The sequence below is a fragment of the Mycobacterium sp. genome (assembly GCF_035697385.1).
Classification (GTDB): Bacteria; Actinomycetota; Actinomycetes; order Mycobacteriales; family Mycobacteriaceae; genus Mycobacterium.
Genome location: NZ_DASSCY010000268.1, coordinates 1 through 19,183, shown reverse-complemented (window position 1 = coordinate 19,183; position 19,183 = coordinate 1). Strand labels below are relative to the sequence as shown.

Genomic DNA, 19,183 nt, shown 5'->3' with positions numbered 1-19,183 from the left:
GCGGCATCGGGCTAACTTGTCCATGTGCCAATGCCCGAGGTGGTCGTGGTGGGTGCCGGGCCGACCGGCCTGATGCTGGCGTGCGAGCTTGCGCTCGGCGGCGCCAAGGCACGGCTGCTCGAAGAACGCAGCGATATGCCCAACATCACCAGGGCATTCGCCGTGCATGCGCGCACCCTGGAGTTGCTCGACGCGCGCGGCCTTGCCGACGAGCTCATTCCGCGCGGTGTGCCGGTATACGAGGTCGCCCCGCCGGGCGGCCTGGAGTTGGATCTTCGTGAACTTCACACCCGATTCGGGATGGTGCTCATCGTTCCGCAAAGCGGAACGGAGAAGGTACTGCAGGCCCGTGCCGAGCAACTTGGCGTTGAGATCGTGCGGGGCGCGGAGGTGGTCGGGCTGACGCAAGACGCCGATGGGGTGAGCCTCGAGTGCGCCGGCGGTGACACCGTGCGCGCGGACTACGCGGTCGGATGCGACGGCGCACACAGCACCGTGCGACGGCTGGTTGGCATCGACTTCGTTGGCAAGCAGTACGAGACGCACATCCTGCTGGCGGACGTGCACTTGGATCGGCCACCTGCCGAGACGTTGGCCGGCGTCGCCAACGAGAAAGGCGTGGTGCTCGTCATCCCGTTCGGCGACGGCTGGTTCCGTGCCATCGTGTGGGACCGATTGCGCGAGCAAGCGCCGTTGACCGAACCCGTCACGGAAGCAGAGATGCGCGACGCCTTCGGGCGCATTGCCGGCGACGACTACGGCATGACCGAGATACGCTGGAGCTCAAGGTTTCTCAGTGAGCGCCGGCAAGCTCGGCACTACAGGGACGGCCGGGTGTTTCTCGCAGGCGACGCCGCGCACGTGCATTCCCCGCTCGGCGGCCAGGGTATGAACACCGGTATCGGCGACGCGATGAACCTCGGCTGGAAGCTGGCTGCCGCTGCACGCGGCCGCGCGCCGGACTGGCTGTTGGACACCTACGAAAGGGAACGCCATCCGGTCGGAGCTGGCGTGCTGAAGATGACGGACGTGTTCAACCAGGTGGTGCTTGGCAACTCGAAACCTCGCCGCCTGCTGCGCAGTGTGCTCATCGGAACCGTGACGAGGGTGCCGCGAACTCGGCGGCTGCTCGCCGAACGCCTCAGCGGCATCGGCATCGCCTATCCGCGCTCGCGTAACGAGGACTGGCTGGTGGGCCGGCGAATGCCGGACGTCCAGTCCGACGGCAAGCGCGTGTACGAGCTGCTGCGCGAAGGCAAGTTCGTATTGCTCACCGCCGTTGCGGTCGACCTCGACAGGCCCGACATTGTGCACACCGTCGACAAGCAGCCCGAACTGCCGGACGCGATCCTGGTTCGTCCCGACGGCTACGTCGCATGGGCCAGCGAACGCATGCCCAATACCGCCGAACTGTCAGCGGCAATCGATCATTGGAGCCGCGTGACAGCCGAATGACATGGCCCCTGGCATCGCGAAGCGCACCGGAATGGCATGGGAGAGCACGCCGATGCCCGCGCCCAGGATCGGCCAGACCGGCCAGAAATACCAGGCGCCCGCCGTCAGGCCGACGGCAAGCCACACCGACAGGACGATGACGACCATCGCCAAGTAAGCGGCCACGTGAATCCGCACTCCTCGCCGTGCTGCGGCGCGCCGGGCGGCCCGGCGCCGCGGATCGTTGCGGCGCAGATGGGCGAGCGGCAAGTCCCCGACGAGCTGGTGCAGCTCTGCGGTGGTGTTGGCGGCAAACGCGGCCTGTAGCCGAGTTTCGTATTCGTCCATGGCGAGGTAGCCCTGCGCGAGCGCCTGCCCAAGCTGGTCCGCAGTGCGCTCACGCTCGCGATCGCCGGCGCGGATGGCGGTTGGAGCGGTCATGGTTCCTCCCGTGCTGGATCTTGACACTGACTAGTTCTGAAGAACACTATGTCCTCTTAACTTGTCACTGTCAAGATGTCTGCCGGCCGGGGTTTACTGGCCGTTGACCATGCGCGCGCGTACGCTCCTCAACGCCTCGTCGAGCGTCGGATACATGGCGAAAACCTCGTCCAATCGCGTCAGCTGAATCGGCCTGCTGGTGATCGGACCGCTTGCCACCACGGCGAATTGACCCGACGGGCTCACCTTCTCATGCGTGCTCACCAAGAGCCTCAAGCCGACCGACGCCAGAAACGTGACTCCGGACAGGTCGATGATCAGCGCCTTGGGTTGTTCGGAAAGCAGTTCGTCGATGGCATCTTCGAGAGCGGGCGCAGTCGCCAAATCGACTACCTCACCGACCGTGAGCAACGTGATGTCGTCGCGGTGCTCGACTGAGGTGGTGATCGCATCGGTTTCAGACAAATGCCCATTCCTTATCCGGCAACTCGCCGCGTACGGCGGACACCGTGGAGCCTAACCTGCATGCGCATTCGCCGAGAATGAAACTTCGCCGGATTCCGGCCGCAGCGTCAAGCTAATCTCACCCTTAGCGACTCGCGACCCCTTCGTCCGCGCGAGCGCTAGCCGGGAGATCAGATGACCGAATCGTCGACTGACGTCGCCGTCACCGATGTCGCAACAGAGGCCGGGATATCCACTGAGGGCCTGCTGCCTCAGCTGGTCAAGCATTTGCGGCAGAACCGAACCGTGTTGCGCGAGGAGTGGGCTCGGCGCATCACGGCGGCCGAACTCCTCACGGCGATGACGCCGGAGGAGCTCTTCTCCGAAGCGACTGCGGTGTACGACAACTACGTCGAGGTGCTCGAGACCGGCAGCGTCGAAGCGCTGCAGGCCTATGCGCGTGACCTGTCCGAACGCATCATCCCGCGGGGTGTCGAGACCGACGAGGTGCTCGGCATCGTGCTGTTGCTACGCGACGTGCTGGCGCGCTCGCTATTCGAGAAGTATCAGTCGGACTTCGACCTGTTGAACCGTGTTCTCGACGCATATGAGCCTGCGGCCAACCGCATCGCGAACACGGTGGGCGTCAGCTTCGTCCAGGAGCGCGAGCGCATCATCCGCCAGCAACAGGAAGCCATCCGCGAACTGTCAACGCCGGTGCTGCAGGTGCGCGAGCAGTTGTTGATTCTGCCGATCATCGGCATTCTCGACAGCCAGCGCGCCAGGCAGGTCACCGAGCAGCTGCTGCGCGCGATCCGCGCCAACCGCGCGAAGGTCGTCGTCATCGACATCACCGGTGTCCCCACCATCGACTCGACGGTGGCCAACCACTTGGTGCAGACGGTGGACGCGTCGGGATTGATGGGCGCGAGCGTGATCATCACCGGGTTGTCCTCGGAGATCGCGCTGACGCTGGTGACCATCGGCCTCGACCTGTCGAAGATGAACGCCGTCGGCGACCTGCAGGGCGGCATCGAGGAGGCAGAACGCCTCCTGGGCTACGAGGTCACCCGCACCGGCGAGCAGAACGGCTGAGCCGCGTAAAGCGCCATGCCAGTACCCATCCTCAAACAGGGCACGATCCTCATCGCCACGGTGCAGGCCGCGCTCACTGACTCCGACACAGAGCGGCTGCGGCACGACCTGATGGAGCATGTGAGCCGGTTTCGGGCGCACGGAATCATCGTCGATCTCACCGCGATTGACATCATGGACTCCTACGCCGCGCGTTCGCTGCAGACGGTTGCGTACATGACGCGGCTGCGTGGCGCCGACACCGTGATCGTCGGACTTGCGCCAGAGGTCGCGTTCGCGATGGTTCAGCTGGGGTTGGCCTTCGACGGCATGCACACTGCACTTGATTTGGAAGAGGGACTCGCGCTGCTCAACCGCCAACTGGCGCCACGGAAGCAGACGATCGGGCGCGACGGTGACGTCTGACTTCGTGGTCGACGTAAATCATCCCGACGACATCGTCACCGCCCGCCAAGCTGGCCATGAACTCGCTCGCAAACTCGGATTCTCACTGACGGACGTCACGATGATCGCCACGGCGATCTCCGAAGTCGCCCGCAACATCACGAGTTACGCAGGCAAGGGCGAGGTTCGGGTGGGTGTGCAGTTCCGCGATGGTCGACGGGCGCTGGTGGTGCGCGCCGAAGACGACGGCCCTGGCATCCCCGACATCGAAAGGGCCTTGGAGGACGGCTATTCCACCGGTCGCGGGCTTGGCCTCGGCTTGCCGGGCGCTCGCCGGCTGATGGACCGGTTGATCGTGGAGTCGGCGCCGGGGGAGGGCACCATAGTCGAGATGTGGAAGTGGACTCCTTCCGATGATTGATCACGGCCAGTTCGGGCCGATCGAGTGGGCAGCCGCGTCCCGTCCGGTCGGTGGCGAGGAGGTCTGCGGTGACCAGCCGGTCGCGGTGGACGTGCTCGGCGGCGGCGCCCTATTTGGAGTGATCGACGGACTGGGCCACGGTGCGGCTGCGGCCACCGCCGCGACAAGTGCCGCCGGCGTGATCAACCGTGCGGCGGGTGAGCCACTGAACGTGCTGATCGATCTGTGCCATCGGCAACTTGCCACCACCAGAGGGGTCGCGATGACGTTGGCCCGCATCGATTTCGGCGCCGAGACAATGCAATGGGCCGGCGTCGGCAACGTTGCGGCCAACCTACTCGTCAGGGCTCCCAGCGGTGTCGAGAGCCGCGCAGGGGCGCGCCTGGCCGGCGGGATCGTCGGCTACCAGATACCAGATATCTCGCCCCCGGAGAACATTCCGATCCGGCCCGGCTATCTGCTCGTCATGGCCAGCGACGGCATCGCCGAAGGCTATTTGGACGGCGTTGATTTCACGGCATCAGCTGCCATGCTCGCCGAAACGATCCTGCGTGAGCACGGCAGGGAGACCGATGACGCGTTGGTGCTCGTCGCCCGCCACCGGGGCCTTCCGACATGACAACCGACAAAGGCTTCCAAAGTCGTTACGCCACAGCGCTGCTCACCTATCTAAGCGAGCGTGACGAGGCGAAGCTAGCGGCGGGGTACGAGCTCGGCAGGCAGGCGCTGATGGAACAAGTCAGCATGCTCGAGATCATCGAGAACCATTTCCGGATGGTTGACGAGCTCGCCCCCAACGCCCCTTACGACGGCTCGGCCGCGCTGCAGTTCCTCCTTCAGACGCTCGTACCTCTCGATGTCGCCACCCGCGGATTCCTTGATGGCACAAGACGTTACGCGGAGCAGCGGGCGCGTGCCGAAGACCTCGCCGATCGCGACGCGTTCCGCAGCGCGCTGGTGAACTCTCTGCAGGAAGGGTTCTTCGTCGCCGATCCAGACGGCGCGGTGATCGAGATCAACGATGCCTTCGCCGAGATCACCGGCTACGGCGCCGAAGGTTTGCCGTACGGATGGCACCACCCGTGGGTGGTCGACGAGCAGATGGCCGCTGAGCAGCTACTTGCGCTGGTGCAGACGGGAAACGTGTCCTACGAGACGCCGATTCGGCATGGCGACGGCCATATCGCATGGGTGGCGATCAGCATCAACGCGGTCAGGGAGGGCGGCGCTGACCGGGGAGCCTACGTCGGAACCATCCGCGACATCACCGGGGCGCGCGCTTCTGCGGTCAGGGACAGCGCGGTGGTCCGGCTGGCCACGGCGGCCGGTGTCGCGCGAAGTGTGACCGAGGTGCTGGCCGTCCTTCTCGAGGAGTGCCGCTCGGCCATCGACCTTCGCCGTGTGGTGGCCGTGATGTGGCCGAAGAACGATGCCGACCCCACCATTCAATCGGCGGGTGAGCCTGCCGAAACAAGCTGGCGTGATCTCGATCCGCAGCTGCGCCATACGTTGTCCGATGCGCGGCACTGGAGGCCGCTGACGGTGCAGCCAGTCGAGTTGGCCGAATCGCCCGGGCGGGCCCGCGGGATACTCACGGTGCTCTCCGGCGCCGGCGATGTCGCGCTGTGGTTGGAACACAATGCTCCTCGCCGGATCGACGCCGACGATCGGCTCCTGGTCAGGGCCCTGGTCGGGCACCTGAGCCTGGCCATGCAGCACGTCCAGCAGTTCGAATACGCGCGGGAGGCTTCGCTGACGTTGCAGCGAGCGATGCTGCCCGCCGTGCAACCCCCCGCCGGCTTCGCCGTCCGCTACGAGCCCGCGGTGCCGCCGTTGGAGATCGGCGGCGACTGGTATGACGTGCTCGAGGTGCGCGATGGCCAGATCGGCATCATCGTCGGCGACTGCGTCGGGCGGGGCTTACCCGCCGCCGCGGTGATGGGCCAACTCCGCAGCTCGGCGCGTGCGCTGCTGCTCACCGGCGCCGAGCCGGGGCAACTGCTCGACGAATTGGACTCGGTGGCCGCCCTGATTCCAGGCGCCCACTGCGCGACGGTCTTCGTCGCGCTGCTCGACACCGCTTCTGGGACTTTGCAATACAGCAGTGCCGGGCACTTGCCTGCCTTGCTCGCGATGCCTGACGCCGCGCCGATCTCGCTCGACGACGCAGGGTCGGTGCCATTGGCGGTGCAGCGAACCAATCCGCGCCCGCAGGCCACCCATGAACTGCCTCCGGGATCCACCCTGATGCTGTTCACCGACGGCTTGGTCGAGCGGAAAGAAGTCTCCATCGACGCCGGGATCAAGACCGCGGCGGAAGTGTTGAGCAACACGCTCGGTTCGGCTGCTGAGACGATCGCCGACGCCGTGCTGCGTGAGCTCGCATCTGCTGAGGGGTATGACGACGACGTGGCAATCGTGATTCATCGGCGCCCGCCCGCTCCGCTTCTCATCGAAGTGCCCGCGACTCCGGATCGACTCAGTGACATCCGGGCACAGCTATCGGCGTGGCTGGATCTGGTGGGGGCGCCGGAAGAACTCGCCGCGGACATCGTGCTGGCGGGTAACGAAGCTTGCACAAACAGTGCCGAGCATGCCTATCGCGGGGTCGACTCCGGCGAAATGTTGGTCAAGGCGGAGGTCCGGGGCGACGAAATCATTTTGACGGTGGTCGATTTCGGTACCTGGAAACCACCGGGCGGCGACAACCCGTTCCGCGGGCGTGGCATTCCCTTGATGCGTGCCCTGAGCGATCGCGTCGAGCTGACCCACTCCGCGACCGGAACCACTGTCGAAATGGTGTTCGGAATTCCGGCACCCTGAGCGTCGCCCGTTCACTCGCGAGCAGACGCCAAGGGGAGGTGCCGCTCCGCGGTGGGGGATGAAAATTGCGCCGGGAGTAGGAAATATGACGGATTCCGGGCAGATTCCGTCAACTTCCCTACTTTCGCGGATGCCCCGATTCGGCGGGAGCACCGACCAGGGCATTTGTTCTATTTTCGAGCAGACGCAAATGCCCCCATTTTCGTGCAAAATTGGGGACATTCGCGTCTGCTCGTGCAGGGGTCCTCGCGCAGATCTAGCGCGCGGCCGAGAACGCACGCAGCGACTCGACCTGAACCGGGTCCAGCGACGGGCGAACGTTCTCGCGAGCCTTCGCGACGTCGGCGGCGGTCACGTCGGCCGCGTCGATGGACCGCCTCATCGCCGTCAGCGCGGCTTCCCGCAGCAGTGCCACGCAGTCCGCTGCGCTGTAACCTTCGAGGTCATCGGCCAGCGCGTCGAGGTCCACGTCTTCGGCAAGGGGAATGGATTTCCCTGCCGTTCGCAGGATTTCACGCCGCGCATCGGCATCGGGCGGCGCAACGAACACGAGCTTCTCGAGCCGCCCCGGGCGCAGCAGCGCGGGATCGATCAGGTCGGGCCGGTTCGTCGCCCCGAGCACGACCACGTCACGCAGCGGTTCGATCCCGTCGAGTTCGGTCAGCAGTGATGCCACCACCCGATCGGTGACGCCGGAGTCGAAACTCTGCCCGCGCCGAGGCGCCAGCGCATCGATCTCGTCGAGGAAGACCAGCGACGGAGCCGAGTCGCGGGCGCGGCGGAACAGTTCCCGCACAGCCTTTTCGGAGGCGCCGACCCATTTGTCCATCAGTTCGGCACCCTTGACCGCGTGCACCGACAGCCGCCCCGAGCTGGCAAGCGCTCGCACCACGAACGTCTTACCGCAGCCGGGCGGCCCGTAGAGCAGCACACCGCGCGGTGGCTCGACGCCGAGCCGTTGGAACGTGTCGGGATGCTGCAGCGGCCACAACACCGCCTCGGTGAGCGCCTGCTTGGTTTCGACCATGTCGCCGACGTCGTCCAGCGTCACCGACCCGACCGACACCTCTTCGGTGGCCGACCGCGACAGTGGGCGGATGACGCTCAGCGCGCCGGTCAGATCGTCCTGCGTCAAGGCCGGCGGCTTGCCGTCGGCGCTGGCACGCGCCGCAGCGCGCAGCGCCCCTTCGCGCACCACAGCGGATAGGTCTGCGATCACGAAACCCGGTGTGCGCTCAGCGATTTCGTCGAGGTTGAGGTCCGTGGCGGGAACATCGCGCAGCAGCACCTCAAGTAGCTGCTTGCGGATCGCCGCGTCGGGCAGACTCAATCCCAGTTCCCGGTCACACAGGTCGGGACCCCGCAGCCGCGGATCGACACTGTCGGGCACCGCGGAGGTGGCGACGAACGCCACGCCAGGGGTGCCGACCGCAGTGCGCAGTTCGGTGAGGATCAGCGTCGCGACGGGATCCGCGGTGGACGGCAGCAGCGCGTCGATGTCGGTGATCAGCAACACGCCACCGCCGTCGCGCACGGTCGCTACCGCGGACGCCAGGCTCTTGAGCCGGTCCTCGGCGCGCAGCGCGCCCACCTCGGGGCCGTCGAGTTCGACCAGCCGCCTGTCGGCGCACACCGTCCGCACCAGGGCCGCCTTGCCGACACCTGCGGGACCGGACACCAGGACTCCGAGATTGGCTGTAGCGCCAAGGGTTTTGAGGAGTTCGGGTTCGTCGAGCGCGAGCTTGAGCCATTCGGTGAGACGAGCTGCCTGAGTTTGGGCGCCCTTGAGATCGTCGATGCTGAACGTCGTCGACTGTGACTGCGCCTTCGACGGGGTGGTGACGACCGCCTGGCCCGTCGTCGTCTGAGGGGCCACGGTCCCGGGGGTGCCCCAGCTGACCGATGAATTCGGTTGCACGCTAACGGGTCCGGCCGGGTCCGTGCCGGTGACGGTGAGAAGCTCGGACGTCCACGTGATGCCGACCGAAGAAGCCAGCGCCGAGGTGGCGCGTGAGGTCGGTATGTCGGGCCCCAGCTCACGCGGCAGCAGCGAGACGGTGTCTCCTACCGTCATCACCTTGCCGAGCAGCGCCTGACGCAGTGTCGCCGGTGAGATCGATTGGGTGGCCAGATTCGACCCAGCCACCGTCACGGACCGGGCGCCGTGCACCGTTGCCGGGGCGACGATCACCGTGGTGTCCTCGCGCAGGCCGGCGTTGGACAGCGTGACGTCGTCAAGAAGGGCGGTGCCCGCCGGTGTCCCCGCAGGCGCCATCCCGACGACAGCCGCGGTGGTCCGCGCGCCCGTCAGGGATATCGCATCCCACTCCCGAATGCCAAGTGCTGCAATGGCTTCCGGATGCAACCGGACGACGCCTCGTCGATTGTCCAGGGCCGAGGTGTTCAGCCTCGCGGTCAAAGTGAGTTGCTGCTTGGGCACGGGCCGTTCAGCTTGAAACTTGCCAGAGTCGAATCCGGTCACGTCAAGAGCCCGGCCTGCGCAACCCGAGCCGCATCATGGACCGCCGGTGAGGTTGTGCCCGGCGAATGGCCCGGCGCGCAGCACGCTGCTGTCGCGGTTTGTCGTCCCACACCTCCGGATGCGCGGCCAGGAAGCGCCTGGTGCGGATCGCGAACGGGATGTGGATGACGTAGGCCAGGATGATCAACAGGATCACGATGTACCCGTAGAGGATTGACGCGGCGACGCCTATTGCCAGCAGTGCCAGCAGCGGGGCGACCATGTTCGGCGACACCGAGAACGTGTGGATCTTGCGCATCGGCAGGGTGCTGACCACCAGCAGCGAGACGCCGATCATCCAGATCACCACGGCCGGTTCCGATGTCCACCAGCCCTCGCCGAACTGCATTTTCGCGGCCAACGGCCCTATCGCGCCGATGGCACCCGCCGGAGCTGGCATACCCACGAAGTACTTCTTTTCGTATGCGGGCTGATCCACGTCGAGCATCGCGTTGAATCTGGCCAACCGCAACACGATGCACACCGCGTACAACAGCACTACGATCCAGCCAACGCGCGACTGTGACAGCAGCGTGCCGTAGACGATAAATGCCGGTGCGACACCGAAATTCACGGCATCGGCGAGCGAATCGATCTCCTCGCCCATCCGGGAGGTCGCCTTCAGCGCGCGGGCGATGCGGCCGTCGAGCGCGTCCAGAATGGCGGCGACGGCCAGAAAGGCCATCGCCTCCGTCGCCCGGTCGTCGAGCGCGAACTTGACCGCGCTCAAGCCGAGACAGATGGCCGCCACCGTCATGGCGCTTGGCAGGATTCGAAGGCTGACGACGGGTGCCCTGACGCGGGGTTTGATCATGGCAGTTCGGCCAGTACCGTTTCGCCGCCCAGCGCCCGCTGCCCATTGGTCACCAGGATGTTGGAGCCGGCGGGTAGGTAGGTGTCCAGCCGGGAACCGAAGCGGATCAGGCCGTACGTGTGTCCGATCGCCAGCTTGTCGCCGACCTTTGCGTCGCACACGATGCGGCGCGCCACCAGACCGGCGATCTGCACGGCGATCACCTCGACGCCGTCGGGGGTGCGGATCACGACGCTGTTGCGTTCGTTGTCCTCGCTGGCCGCCTCCAGCTCCGCGGAGACGAACTTCCCGGGCCGATGGTGGACGGCGACCACCTCGCCGCCGATTGGTGCGCGCTGCACGTGTGCATCGAAAATCGAAAGGAAGATGCTGATGCGTGGCAGCGGCGTTGCGGGCAGGCCGAGTTCGGCAGGTGGCGTCGCCTCCTCGATCAGGCAGATGAGCCCGTCGGCGGGTGCGACGACCAGACCGGGGCGGGTGGGCGGTACGCGCGGGGGATGACGGAAGAACGCGGCGTTGGCAGCGGCCGACGTCAGACCGACCCAGCGCAGCCAGCGGTTCTTTCGCCCGAGTGCCGCGACCGCAAGGCTCGCACCCACAAAGGGCAGGCCTGCGGGATGCATCGGAGGAATGGTGGTGCGCACCAGCGCCAAGAGCCGCGCGGGGCCTGATCTGAGGTCGGGGCGTCTGGCCATCGTGCAGCGATTCTACGGGCGAGGCGCCCGGCCAATACGCCTACGCCAAGTCCCACACGTGCACGCGCGACCCCGCGGCCACCTCGGCGACCTCTTCTTCGATCTCCAGCAGGCAGTTCGCCGAGGCCAGCCAGCGCAGATGGTGCGACGCCGGTGGCCCGTAACTGGTGACCGTGCCTGCCCCGGCGTCGAGCACGCCGCGGCGGAACTGGCGCTTACCGCGCGGCGATGTGAGGGCTTCTGTCAGCACGGCCGTGCGCCGTGGACGCTCGGGGTTCGGCAGACCCATCGCGGCGCGCAGCGGTGATCGGATGAACACCTCGAAGGACACCAGTGCGCTGACGGGATTGCCCGGCAGCGTGATGATCGGCGTCCCGTTCACGGTGCCCGCGCCCTGCGGCATGCCCGGCTGCATGGCGACCTTGACGAAGTCGACCTCTTTACCGAGCGCATCCTTGACAACCTCGTACGCGCCCGCGCTCACCCCGCCGGTGGTGATGATCAGGTCTGCTTCGCCGGTGTAGCGGCCAAGTACGTCGCGGAAGACGTCAACGTCGTCACCGGCCATCGGTGACGCCACGACGTGCGCGCCCGCATCGCGGACGGCGGCATCGAGCATCACCGCGTTCGATTCGTAGATCTGGCCGGGCTGCAACGGCGTTCCAGGGGCTACAAGCTCCGATCCAGTGGACATCACCAGCACCCGCTGCCGCGGGATGACCGTCAGCTCGCCCAACCCGAGGGCGGCGGCAAGCCCTAACGCGGCGGGCGTGAGCAGCTGCCCGGCGCTAAGCACCGTGGTGCCCGCCGTGACGTCCTCGCCTGCGCGGCGGATGTGCTGGTTGGGTTTCGCGCTCGAGCGGATCGCGACGGTGTCCGTCGAGCCGTCGGTGGCCTCGACCGGTATGACGGCGGTGGCACCTGTGGGGACCGGCGCACCCGTCATAATGCGGTGTGCCGTACCGGGTTTGAGCGTGAGGGGGTCGGTGCGGCCTGCCGGGATGTCCTCGGCGACGGGCAGCAGCACGGGCTGCTCAGGCGTCGCGGTGGCGATGTCGTCGGCCATCACCGCGTACCCGTCCATCGCCGAGTTGTCGAAGCCCGGCAGCGACAGCGGCGCGACGACATCGTCGGCAAGCACCAGACCCAGCGTCTCGGCAAGCGGCAGGGCGACCGGTGGCCGGCGGGTGATCAGCTCGGCGACGACGCGCCGGTGTTCTTCGACGGAGCGCATCAGACGGGATACGTGACGCCGGTCAGCTCCTCGGACATGGTCCACAGCCGGCGCTGGATGTCCTCGTTATGCGATTGTGCGCTTGACTTAACGACTTTCGGATGGCCCGTCGATTCTCCGATGCCGTCGGGTCCGTAGTACTGGCCGCCCTGCGCGCCGGGGTCGGTGGCCGCGCGAAGAGTGGGCAGCGCACCCATGTCGGCCGGCTGTGTGAAAGGGCGCCAGAGGAAGTCGGGGATGAAGCCGGGTAGGTGCCGCATGAGCTCGGTGTCCGAGAACCCGGGATGCGCGGCGAGTGCGACGGTGGGAGTCCCTTTTGCGTTGAGCCTCCGCTGAAGTTCGTAGGTGAACAGCAGGTTGGCCAGCTTGGACTGCCCGTAGGCCTCGACGCGGTTGTACTTGCGCTCCAACTGCGGGTCCTCGAAATGGATTCGGGCCATGATCCGGTGCCCAACACTCGCGACCGTCACCACTCGTGAGCCTTCGACCGGCAGCATGTTGTCGAGCAGCTGCCCGGTCAACGCGAAATGGCCGAGGTGGTTGGTGCCGAACTGCATTTCGAAGCCGTCTTTGGTGGTTTCTCTCTTCGGCACGTACATCACGCCCGCGTTGTTGATCAGCAAGTCGATGCGCGGGTACGCGGCGCGCAATTCGTCGGCCGCCTTTCGAACACTGTCCAGCGACGTCAAGTCGAGCTCCTGCAACGCGACAACCGCGTTCGGGCTCGCCTCCTTGATGCGGTCGACGGCTTGGTTGCCCTTGTCGAGATTGCGCACCGCGAGCACGACCTGTGCACCCTTGCCTACGAGGGCAGCTGCGGTGTCGTATCCAAGACCGGAGGTGGCTCCGGTGACGATGGCAACCCGGTCGGACTGATCCGGCATGTCGGCCGCGGTCCATTTGGCACTCATGGGTTCAACATACTCAGGGCGTAAGGCGCCTGCGGTTCCCTACGCTGGAACGCGAATGGGAGGTTTCATGGCCATACGGGCTGTTGGGGCAATCGCCGGTGTCATCGTTTTGCTGCTGACAGCGTTCGTGATCGGTATGCGGTGGAAGCTTCCGCCTGTGATCAATGCGCTCCGGCGTTTCAACCGCTCGGTGACGAACCCGCGGGTGCTCCGAACCGCAGGCACTGCCGGTGAACAAACGTCGGTGATCGAGCACGTCGGACGGAAATCGGGAAGGACGTACCAGACGCCGGTCGACTTCGTGCCGAGCAAGACCGGCTTCCTGGTGGCGCTGCCCTACGGAACGCAGGCCGATTGGGTGCGCAATGTGCTCGCCGCAGGGTCGGCCACCGTCGTCACCGATGGTGAACGCCTCGAGGTCGACGCGCCGACCATCGTCGCCACTGCGGACGTGGCCGACCTCGTCCCGAGCCGGACGCTGCGAACGTTGAAGTTGTTCAGTGTCGACAAGTGTTTGCATCTGGAGAAGGCGTCGTCGCAGGCGTGACGAAGCTGGCCGATCCCGCGAACCCGCCGAGCCGAAAAGCGCCGCTGGTGTGGGCGATCGGCGCCGCGATCCCGTGGCTGCTGCTGGTGATCGGCCAGCTGGTGTGGTTCCTGCTCGACAGTCGCCTCGCATGGCTGCACGCGGTTGCCGCGGCGGTCACGGTGCTGGGCATCATCGTGTTCGTCTTCGTGGTGCCGCTGTGGCGCTACCGCGTGCACCGGTGGGACATCGATCAGAAAGCGGTGTACACCCGCTCCGGCTGGCTGGTGCAGGAGCGCAGGATCGCGCCGATCTCGCGGGTGCAGACCGTCGACACCGAGCGCGGCCCGCTGGATCAACTGTTCGGGTTGGCCAATGTGACGGTGACGACGGCATCGTCGGCCGGTGCGGTGCGCATCGTCGCGCTGGACGCCGACGTCGCCGACCGGATCGTCGCGCAGCTCACCGACATCGCCGCGATCGGAGCCGAGGACGCCACGTGACGACCGCCGTGGAATGGCAGCGGCTCAGCCCGCGAATGCTGATGGTGCATCCGGTGCACGAGGTGCTGCGGCAGATCCCGGTGTTGATCGGGTCGCTGGTGCTCGGGTCGGCGACCGGCAACCCGATGTGGGCGATCGGTGCGCTGGCGCTGACCGTCGGATTCGGCATTGCGCGGTGGTTCACCACGACGTACCGGATCGCACCCGACGAGGTGCAACTGCGGACTGGTGTGCTGCAACGCAAGGTTCTGTCGGTGCCGCGCAACAGGATTCGGTCGGTGTCCACCGATGCCAGGCTTTTGCACCGACTGCTCGGGCTGGCAGTGCTGCGGGTGAGCACCGGGCAGGAGGCCAGGGCTGACGCAGCGTTCTCGCTCGACGCCGTGCGGGCCGAGCAGGTGTCGCGGCTGCGGGCCATTCTGCTGGCCGACTCACTGGCAGTCTCGGAGGTCTCGCAGACTTCGCCGGGCCGCGAACTGGCCCGGTGGCAGCCGTCGTGGCTGCGCTACAGCCCGCTGAGCTTCACCGGGCTGGCGATGATCCTCGCCGCGTTTGGCCTGGCGTATCAAGCGGGATTGGGTGTGACACTGGAAGATTCGCGGCTGGCGCAGTCAGGGCGCGACGCCGCCGAGCGATTCGGTGTCATCACAACCGTGGCGGTGGTGGCGGTCGTCGTGTTGTTCGCGTCGGTCATGTTGTCGGTGGTGCGGTCGCTGGTGACATACGGGAACCTGGTGCTGCGCCGTGATGCCGATGTGCTCCATCTCGAGCACGGTCTGGTGCGGGTGCGTCAGCACACCTACGACATGCGCCGGTTACGCGGCGGCACGATACGAGAGCCGTTGTTGGTCAGGCTGTTCGGCGGCGCCCGCCTGGATGCAGTGATGACCGGTGTCGGTGGCGCGGGTGAGGCGTCGCTGCTGCTGCCGCCCTGCCCTAAGGGCACCGCCGAGGCCGTGTTGACAGACCTGATCGCCAGGCCCGACGCGGTGCGCGGCCCGCTGCGTGCACACGGCCCCGCGGCGACGCGACGGCGATGGACAAGGGCGCTTGCGGTGCCTGCCGTCGTCTTGGCGGTGCTGCTGGTGGCGGCGTTCATCGGTTGGAGGCCGGTTTGGGTGTGGCCGGGATGGGTGGTGCTGACGGCGTGCTGCGCAGCGCTGGCAGCCGACAGGGCGCGGTCGCTGGGGCACCGGGTGGGCGACGGGTGGCTGGTGGCTCGGGCGGGTAGCGCCGAACGACGCCGCGACTGCATCGCCGCGGCGGGGATCATCGGCTGGACGGTGCGCCAGACGCTGCTGCAGCGGCGGGCAGGGGTGGCGACGCTGATCGCGGCCACCGCCGCGGGGGTGAAGCGCTACCAGGTCATCGACGTCCCGGCGGAGCTGGCGTGGTCGATCGCGGCGGCCGCATCGCCTTGGGTGGCCAACAACACGTGGGCACAGGAGGGGTCCGACTTGCGCTGAGACGTTTGCCGTTTACTGTCGGGCCATGGCTATCGGTGGGGTGTTGTTCGACATCGATGGCGTCCTGGTGACCTCATGGAAGCCGATTCCCGGCGCATCGGAAACGGTGCGGGCGTTGGCCGACAAGCAGATTGCGTGCTCGTACCTGACGAACACCACCACCCGCACCCGGGTGCAGATCGCCGAGTTGCTCACCGAGGCGGGGATGGCCGTGCGGCCCGATGAGGTGATCACGGCGGCGGTGCTGACCGCGGAGTACGTCCGCAGCCGCTATCCGGACGCCCGGTGTTTCCTGGTCAACAGCGGCCAGATCGCCGAGGACATGCCGGGCATCGACATCGTCTATTCGAACGAATTCAGCGGCCCGAAAGCCCCAGAAACCCCCGATGTGGTATTGCTCGGCGGCGCGGGCCCGGAGTACAGCCATCTGACGCTGTCGTGGGTTTACGACTGGATGGCCCAGGGCGTGCCTGTCGTCGCGATGCACCGGAGTACCGCGTGGACCACCACGGACGGGCTGCGCGTGGACACCGGCATGTACCTGATCGGGATGGAGGAGACGTCGGGCCGCAAAGCCACGGCTGTCGGCAAGCCGGCCCCCGAGGGATTCCTGGCCGCCGCGGGGCGCCTTGGTGTGGAGCCCGACGAGATGTACATGGTCGGCGACGATCTCAACAACGACGTGCTTGCGGCGCAGGTGGTCGGGATGGTCGGCGTGCTGGTCCGGACGGGCAAGTTCCGGCAGGACACGCTGGATCGTTGGGCGGCAGACGAATTCGCCATGCAGCCGAATCACGTGATCGACTCGGTGGCCGACCTGCCGGAGCTGCTGGGCCTCTAGGTTGTCGCCAAGTTCAGGCCGTCTCGTCGGATGAGGTTGCCGAGGGTGACAACTCCGTTGATGAGAGTAGGGGCGAACGACGCGAGGTCGTCGCCGATCCGATCCCGCAGATTCGCGGTGAGCGCCAAGGTCGCCAATCCGTGAGTTAACGACCACCCGGCGACGACGAGACCCGCGACCTCCTCATCGGTGACGTGATCGGATCCGGCGGCCAGACTGGCGCGAGCGCTGCTGTACAGCAGATCGAATGCCGCGTCACGCGCGGACGCGAGGTCCGGATCGTCACCGCGATAGAGATAGGGACGGAACATCACCTCGAAATGGCCGGGGTGAGTGAGGCCGAACTCCACGTACTTCAGCCCGCCGAGCAGAAAGCCCGCCGCCCCGGTCGCCGCGGAGCCGATCATTTCTGCCGCAAGACGAAATCCGTCGGCGGCTACCGCCGTGAAGATGCCCGTCTTGTCGCCGAATTGGTAGGCGAGCGCAGCGTGCGAGACCCCGGCACGCCTCGCGATACGTCGCATACTCACCCCGGCAACGCCGACAGTCTCCACCTCTTCCACTGCCGCCGCGACCGCTACCGGTCGGAGGTTTCCGTGGTGGTAGGGCGGCGGTGCGCTCGCATCGGTCGTCACGGCATCCAAGTTACCCGTCAATCTGACCATTGATAAGTTCCCACACCAGAAGGCATACTTACCAGTGGTAAGACTTGACGGGAGAGCAGATGGACACGTATGACGTCGTCATTGTGGGTGCGCGCTGCGCGGGCTCACCGTTAGCCACCTTCCTGTCCCGCGCCGGACTGCAGGTATGTCTGATTGACCAAGCGCAATTTCCGCGGGAAACCCCGTCGACGCATGTGATCCAGCCGGTCGGGGTGAGCATTCTCGATCGGCTCGGCGTTCTTGACTCCGCGTATGCGGCGGGCGGGGCGCCGATCACCAAATTCACTCTGATTAACGATGACGTCCGCGTCGACGGCCGGATCGATCCTCCGGAATTTCCCACTCCGGGTCTGTGCATGCGGCGGCTGACCTTGGATGCGCTCCTGCTGGCGGCGGCCGCAGAAAGCGGTGTGCACCTTCGAACCGGCTGCCGGGTGACTGATGTCATCACAGACGGCAACCGGGTGGCGGGAGTATGTACCGACGACGGCCCGATACGCGGACGGTTGACCGTCGGTGCCGACGGACGCAACTCGATCATCGCCAAATCGGTGGCCGCAGGTGAATACCTGTCGACGCCGCCGGGTCGCTTACCGGCCTGGGCGTACTTCCGCGGCGTGAGTGACGGGGAAGGCCACCTACGCGTGGGTCGGCGAGGCAAGCTCGGTTTCATTGCGAGCCCGACAGACTCGGGCCTCTATATGGCCGGAATCGCGGTCGATGTCGCCGACCAGAAGGCGTTCCACAGCGACCGCGAGCGCAACTTCAGCAAGGGATTTGCCGGCTGGCCCGAGCTCGCCGACCTACTGTCGGGTGCGCGGCGCGAAGGGCCGATCCGGGTGATGACCAACTGGCACGGCTACTTTCGGCAATCGGCCGGTGCCGGTTGGGTACTTGTCGGCGATGCCGGCCACTTCAAGGATTTCTCCCCCGCGCAAGGCATCTCCGACGCGTTCCGCCAAGCGGAACGGCTGGCAGGTGCCATCGAAGCGGGCTTTGGGTCTACCACTCTCGATGGAGAGATCCAGCGGTGGTGGCGATGGCGAGATGCAGATGCCTACGAAATGTATTGGCTGGCAGTGGATATGGGTGCTCCTGGCGCGTGCACTCCGGTCGTCACGCGTCTGCTGCGCGATATTTCCACCGATCCCACCGCAACCCGCGATCTGCTGCGGGTGCTCAACCACGAGCTTCCCCCGTCGGGGCTGTTCACGACAACCAGGTTGATCAAGGCGGCCTGCCGAGGCGTCCGCGACGGCCCCGCCAAGCCCGTGCTTCGAGAAATAGGTGCCGCCATGCGTGCTCAGGTGTACCGGTGGCGGAACCGCCCTGGCGCCGAGACTGCGGTGAGATCGCGATCGTCGCTGAAATGACGATCTGTGCGCAGTTTCGATGAATTTTCGCGCCACCCGCAGTCTGTACTGGCATGACTGAACAAACCATGAGCGCAGCCACGACGATCAACGCGCCCGCCCAGAAGGTGTTCGACGTATTGGCAGACCCGTCGAAGCATCAGGCCATCGATGGGACGGGCTGGGTTCGGCAACCGCTTGTCGGCAAGCGGCTCACCGAGACGGGGCAGGTCTTCCGGATGGCCATGTACTACAACAACCCCAACTACGCCGACAAGAACTACGAGGTGGCCAACCGTGTCGAGGTGTTCGACCCGCCGCACGCCATTGCGTGGCTGCCCGGCCAAGGTGCCGACGATGCCAATCTCGAATTCGGCGGATGGATCTGGCGATACGACCTCGAGCCGGCCGGGCCGGATCAAACAGCAGTGACGCTGACCTACGACTGGTCGGCCGTGCCGCCGGCGATCCGGGAGGAAATTTCATTCCCGCCGTTCGATCAGCAGCATCTGGACAACTCGCTGAAGCATCTGGCTGAGCTGGCCGAGCGCACCTCGTGACTGAGGAACGCATATCCGCAACGTGTACCGTCAAAGCGCCTGCTCAGGTCGTT

20 protein-coding genes are annotated in these 19,183 nt (G+C 66.2%); 12 read left to right on the top strand and 8 right to left on the bottom strand.

What is annotated here, in order from left to right; all coding sequences use genetic code 11:
• The first annotated feature begins 30 nt into the window (after positions 1-30).
• Complete coding sequence (locus tag VFH65_RS22550) at positions 31-1,455, top strand: FAD-dependent monooxygenase (protein ID WP_353324445.1); 1,425 nt, start codon at positions 31-33, stop codon at positions 1,453-1,455.
• Here the strand turns inward: VFH65_RS22550 and VFH65_RS22545 are convergent.
• Together VFH65_RS22545 and VFH65_RS22540 are read right to left on the bottom strand one after the other, a co-directional pair.
• Positions 1,414-1,875 (bottom strand): DUF1707 domain-containing protein, encoded by a 462-nt coding sequence (locus VFH65_RS22545; protein WP_353324386.1) that lies wholly within the window; start codon positions 1,873-1,875, stop codon positions 1,414-1,416. The genes VFH65_RS22550 and VFH65_RS22545 overlap by 42 nt on opposite strands.
• 93 nt (positions 1,876-1,968) lie before the next feature.
• Complete coding sequence (locus VFH65_RS22540; protein WP_353324384.1) at positions 1,969-2,340, bottom strand: STAS domain-containing protein; 372 nt, start codon at positions 2,338-2,340, stop codon at positions 1,969-1,971.
• A 174-nt stretch (positions 2,341-2,514) separates the two neighbouring features.
• Between VFH65_RS22540 and VFH65_RS22535 the strand changes: the two genes are divergently transcribed.
• Genes VFH65_RS22535 through VFH65_RS22515 form a run of 5 tightly spaced genes read left to right on the top strand, consistent with a single transcriptional unit; the run spans position 2,515 to position 7,042 of the window.
• A complete protein-coding gene (locus tag VFH65_RS22535; protein WP_353324382.1) occupies positions 2,515-3,414 on the top strand; it encodes an STAS domain-containing protein in 900 nt (299 codons plus the stop codon).
• 15 nt (positions 3,415-3,429) lie between these two features.
• A complete protein-coding gene (locus VFH65_RS22530; protein ID WP_353324381.1) occupies positions 3,430-3,819 on the top strand; it encodes an STAS domain-containing protein in 390 nt (129 codons plus the stop codon).
• A complete protein-coding gene (locus tag VFH65_RS22525; RefSeq protein ID WP_353324379.1) occupies positions 3,809-4,219 on the top strand; it encodes an anti-sigma regulatory factor in 411 nt (136 codons plus the stop codon). The genes VFH65_RS22530 and VFH65_RS22525 overlap by 11 nt, the downstream gene beginning before the upstream one ends.
• Positions 4,212-4,838 carry a SpoIIE family protein phosphatase gene (locus VFH65_RS22520; RefSeq protein WP_353324377.1) on the top strand — a complete coding sequence of 209 codons (627 nt, stop codon included), beginning with the start codon at positions 4,212-4,214 and terminating at the stop codon, positions 4,836-4,838. Before VFH65_RS22525 ends, VFH65_RS22520 begins: the two co-directional genes overlap by 8 nt.
• Positions 4,835-7,042: a SpoIIE family protein phosphatase gene (locus tag VFH65_RS22515; protein ID WP_353324376.1), complete on the top strand. Its 2,208-nt coding sequence runs from the start codon at positions 4,835-4,837 to the stop codon at positions 7,040-7,042. The genes VFH65_RS22520 and VFH65_RS22515 overlap by 4 nt, the downstream gene beginning before the upstream one ends.
• A gap of 256 nt (positions 7,043-7,298) precedes the next feature.
• Here the strand turns inward: VFH65_RS22515 and VFH65_RS22510 are convergent, their stop codons facing one another.
• From VFH65_RS22510 to VFH65_RS22490, 5 genes are read right to left on the bottom strand one after another with little or no spacing between them, the layout of a single operon-like run.
• Positions 7,299-9,524 carry an AAA family ATPase gene (locus tag VFH65_RS22510; protein WP_414688486.1) on the bottom strand — a complete coding sequence of 742 codons (2,226 nt, stop codon included), beginning with the start codon at positions 9,522-9,524 and terminating at the stop codon, positions 7,299-7,301.
• Position 9,525: 1 nt separating this feature from the next.
• Entirely contained in the window at positions 9,526-10,377 is an 852-nt protein-coding gene (pssA, locus tag VFH65_RS22505) for a CDP-diacylglycerol--serine O-phosphatidyltransferase (RefSeq protein ID WP_353324373.1), read from the bottom strand.
• Positions 10,374-11,072, bottom strand: coding sequence for a phosphatidylserine decarboxylase (locus tag VFH65_RS22500; RefSeq protein WP_353324371.1), 699 nt, complete (start codon positions 11,070-11,072; stop codon positions 10,374-10,376). Before VFH65_RS22500 ends, pssA begins: the two co-directional genes overlap by 4 nt.
• 40 nt (positions 11,073-11,112) lie before the next feature.
• A complete protein-coding gene (gene glp, locus VFH65_RS22495; protein ID WP_353324369.1) occupies positions 11,113-12,306 on the bottom strand; it encodes a gephyrin-like molybdotransferase Glp in 1,194 nt (397 codons plus the stop codon).
• Complete coding sequence (locus VFH65_RS22490) at positions 12,306-13,217, bottom strand: SDR family NAD(P)-dependent oxidoreductase (RefSeq protein WP_353324368.1); 912 nt, start codon at positions 13,215-13,217, stop codon at positions 12,306-12,308. The genes glp and VFH65_RS22490 overlap by 1 nt, the downstream gene beginning before the upstream one ends.
• A gap of 67 nt (positions 13,218-13,284) precedes the next feature.
• On the opposite strand from VFH65_RS22490, the gene VFH65_RS22485 reads away from it, so the two are divergent.
• From VFH65_RS22485 to VFH65_RS22470, 4 genes are read left to right on the top strand one after another with little or no spacing between them, the layout of a single operon-like run.
• A complete protein-coding gene (locus VFH65_RS22485; RefSeq protein ID WP_353324366.1) occupies positions 13,285-13,764 on the top strand; it encodes a nitroreductase family deazaflavin-dependent oxidoreductase in 480 nt (159 codons plus the stop codon).
• A complete protein-coding gene (locus VFH65_RS22480; RefSeq protein ID WP_353324365.1) occupies positions 13,728-14,246 on the top strand; it encodes a PH domain-containing protein in 519 nt (172 codons plus the stop codon). The genes VFH65_RS22485 and VFH65_RS22480 overlap by 37 nt, the downstream gene beginning before the upstream one ends.
• Positions 14,247-14,281: 35 nt before the next feature.
• Entirely contained in the window at positions 14,282-15,712 is a 1,431-nt protein-coding gene (locus VFH65_RS22475) for a PH domain-containing protein (RefSeq protein ID WP_353324443.1), read from the top strand.
• A 25-nt stretch (positions 15,713-15,737) separates the two neighbouring features.
• Positions 15,738-16,553 (top strand): HAD-IIA family hydrolase, encoded by an 816-nt coding sequence (locus VFH65_RS22470; RefSeq protein WP_353324363.1) that lies wholly within the window; start codon positions 15,738-15,740, stop codon positions 16,551-16,553.
• On the opposite strand, the gene VFH65_RS22465 is transcribed toward VFH65_RS22470, so the two are convergent.
• Positions 16,550-17,188 carry a TetR/AcrR family transcriptional regulator gene (locus VFH65_RS22465; protein ID WP_353324361.1) on the bottom strand — a complete coding sequence of 213 codons (639 nt, stop codon included), beginning with the start codon at positions 17,186-17,188 and terminating at the stop codon, positions 16,550-16,552. The two genes, VFH65_RS22470 and VFH65_RS22465, sit on opposite strands and share 4 nt — an antisense overlap.
• Before the next feature lie 89 nt (positions 17,189-17,277).
• Here VFH65_RS22465 and VFH65_RS22460 point away from each other — a divergent pair, with 89 nt between their 5' ends.
• Both VFH65_RS22460 and VFH65_RS22455 read left to right on the top strand, forming a co-directional pair.
• Positions 17,278-18,591: an FAD-dependent oxidoreductase gene (locus VFH65_RS22460; protein ID WP_353324360.1), complete on the top strand. Its 1,314-nt coding sequence runs from the start codon at positions 17,278-17,280 to the stop codon at positions 18,589-18,591.
• Between the two features lie 53 nt (positions 18,592-18,644).
• Positions 18,645-19,130, top strand: a complete 486-nt coding sequence (locus tag VFH65_RS22455; RefSeq protein ID WP_353324358.1) for an SRPBCC family protein — start codon at positions 18,645-18,647, stop codon at positions 19,128-19,130.
• Positions 19,131-19,183 lie beyond the last annotated feature (53 nt).

What these genes read in the sequence shown, in the direction of transcription:
- VFH65_RS22485 (WP_353324366.1), top strand. Translation starts at nt 13,285, where the DNA reads ATGGCCATACGGGCTGTTGGGGCAATCGCCGGTGTCATCGTTTTGCTG.
- VFH65_RS22520 (WP_353324377.1), top strand. Translation starts at nt 4,212, where the DNA reads ATGATTGATCACGGCCAGTTCGGGCCGATCGAGTGGGCAGCCGCGTCC.
- glp (WP_353324369.1), bottom strand. Translation starts at nt 12,306, where the DNA reads ATGCGCTCCGTCGAAGAACACCGGCGCGTCGTCGCCGAGCTGATCACC.
- VFH65_RS22500 (WP_353324371.1), bottom strand. Translation starts at nt 11,072, where the DNA reads ATGGCCAGACGCCCCGACCTCAGATCAGGCCCCGCGCGGCTCTTGGCG.
- VFH65_RS22550 (WP_353324445.1), top strand. Translation starts at nt 31, where the DNA reads ATGCCCGAGGTGGTCGTGGTGGGTGCCGGGCCGACCGGCCTGATGCTG.
- VFH65_RS22475 (WP_353324443.1), top strand. Translation starts at nt 14,282, where the DNA reads ATGCTGATGGTGCATCCGGTGCACGAGGTGCTGCGGCAGATCCCGGTG.
- VFH65_RS22455 (WP_353324358.1), top strand. Translation starts at nt 18,645, where the DNA reads ATGACTGAACAAACCATGAGCGCAGCCACGACGATCAACGCGCCCGCC.
- VFH65_RS22515 (WP_353324376.1), top strand. Translation starts at nt 4,835, where the DNA reads ATGACAACCGACAAAGGCTTCCAAAGTCGTTACGCCACAGCGCTGCTC.
- VFH65_RS22490 (WP_353324368.1), bottom strand. Translation starts at nt 13,217, where the DNA reads ATGAGTGCCAAATGGACCGCGGCCGACATGCCGGATCAGTCCGACCGG.
- VFH65_RS22460 (WP_353324360.1), top strand. Translation starts at nt 17,278, where the DNA reads ATGGACACGTATGACGTCGTCATTGTGGGTGCGCGCTGCGCGGGCTCA.
- VFH65_RS22535 (WP_353324382.1), top strand. Translation starts at nt 2,515, where the DNA reads ATGACCGAATCGTCGACTGACGTCGCCGTCACCGATGTCGCAACAGAG.
- VFH65_RS22545 (WP_353324386.1), bottom strand. Translation starts at nt 1,875, where the DNA reads ATGACCGCTCCAACCGCCATCCGCGCCGGCGATCGCGAGCGTGAGCGC.
- VFH65_RS22470 (WP_353324363.1), top strand. Translation starts at nt 15,738, where the DNA reads ATGGCTATCGGTGGGGTGTTGTTCGACATCGATGGCGTCCTGGTGACC.
- VFH65_RS22530 (WP_353324381.1), top strand. Translation starts at nt 3,430, where the DNA reads ATGCCAGTACCCATCCTCAAACAGGGCACGATCCTCATCGCCACGGTG.
- pssA (WP_353324373.1), bottom strand. Translation starts at nt 10,377, where the DNA reads ATGATCAAACCCCGCGTCAGGGCACCCGTCGTCAGCCTTCGAATCCTG.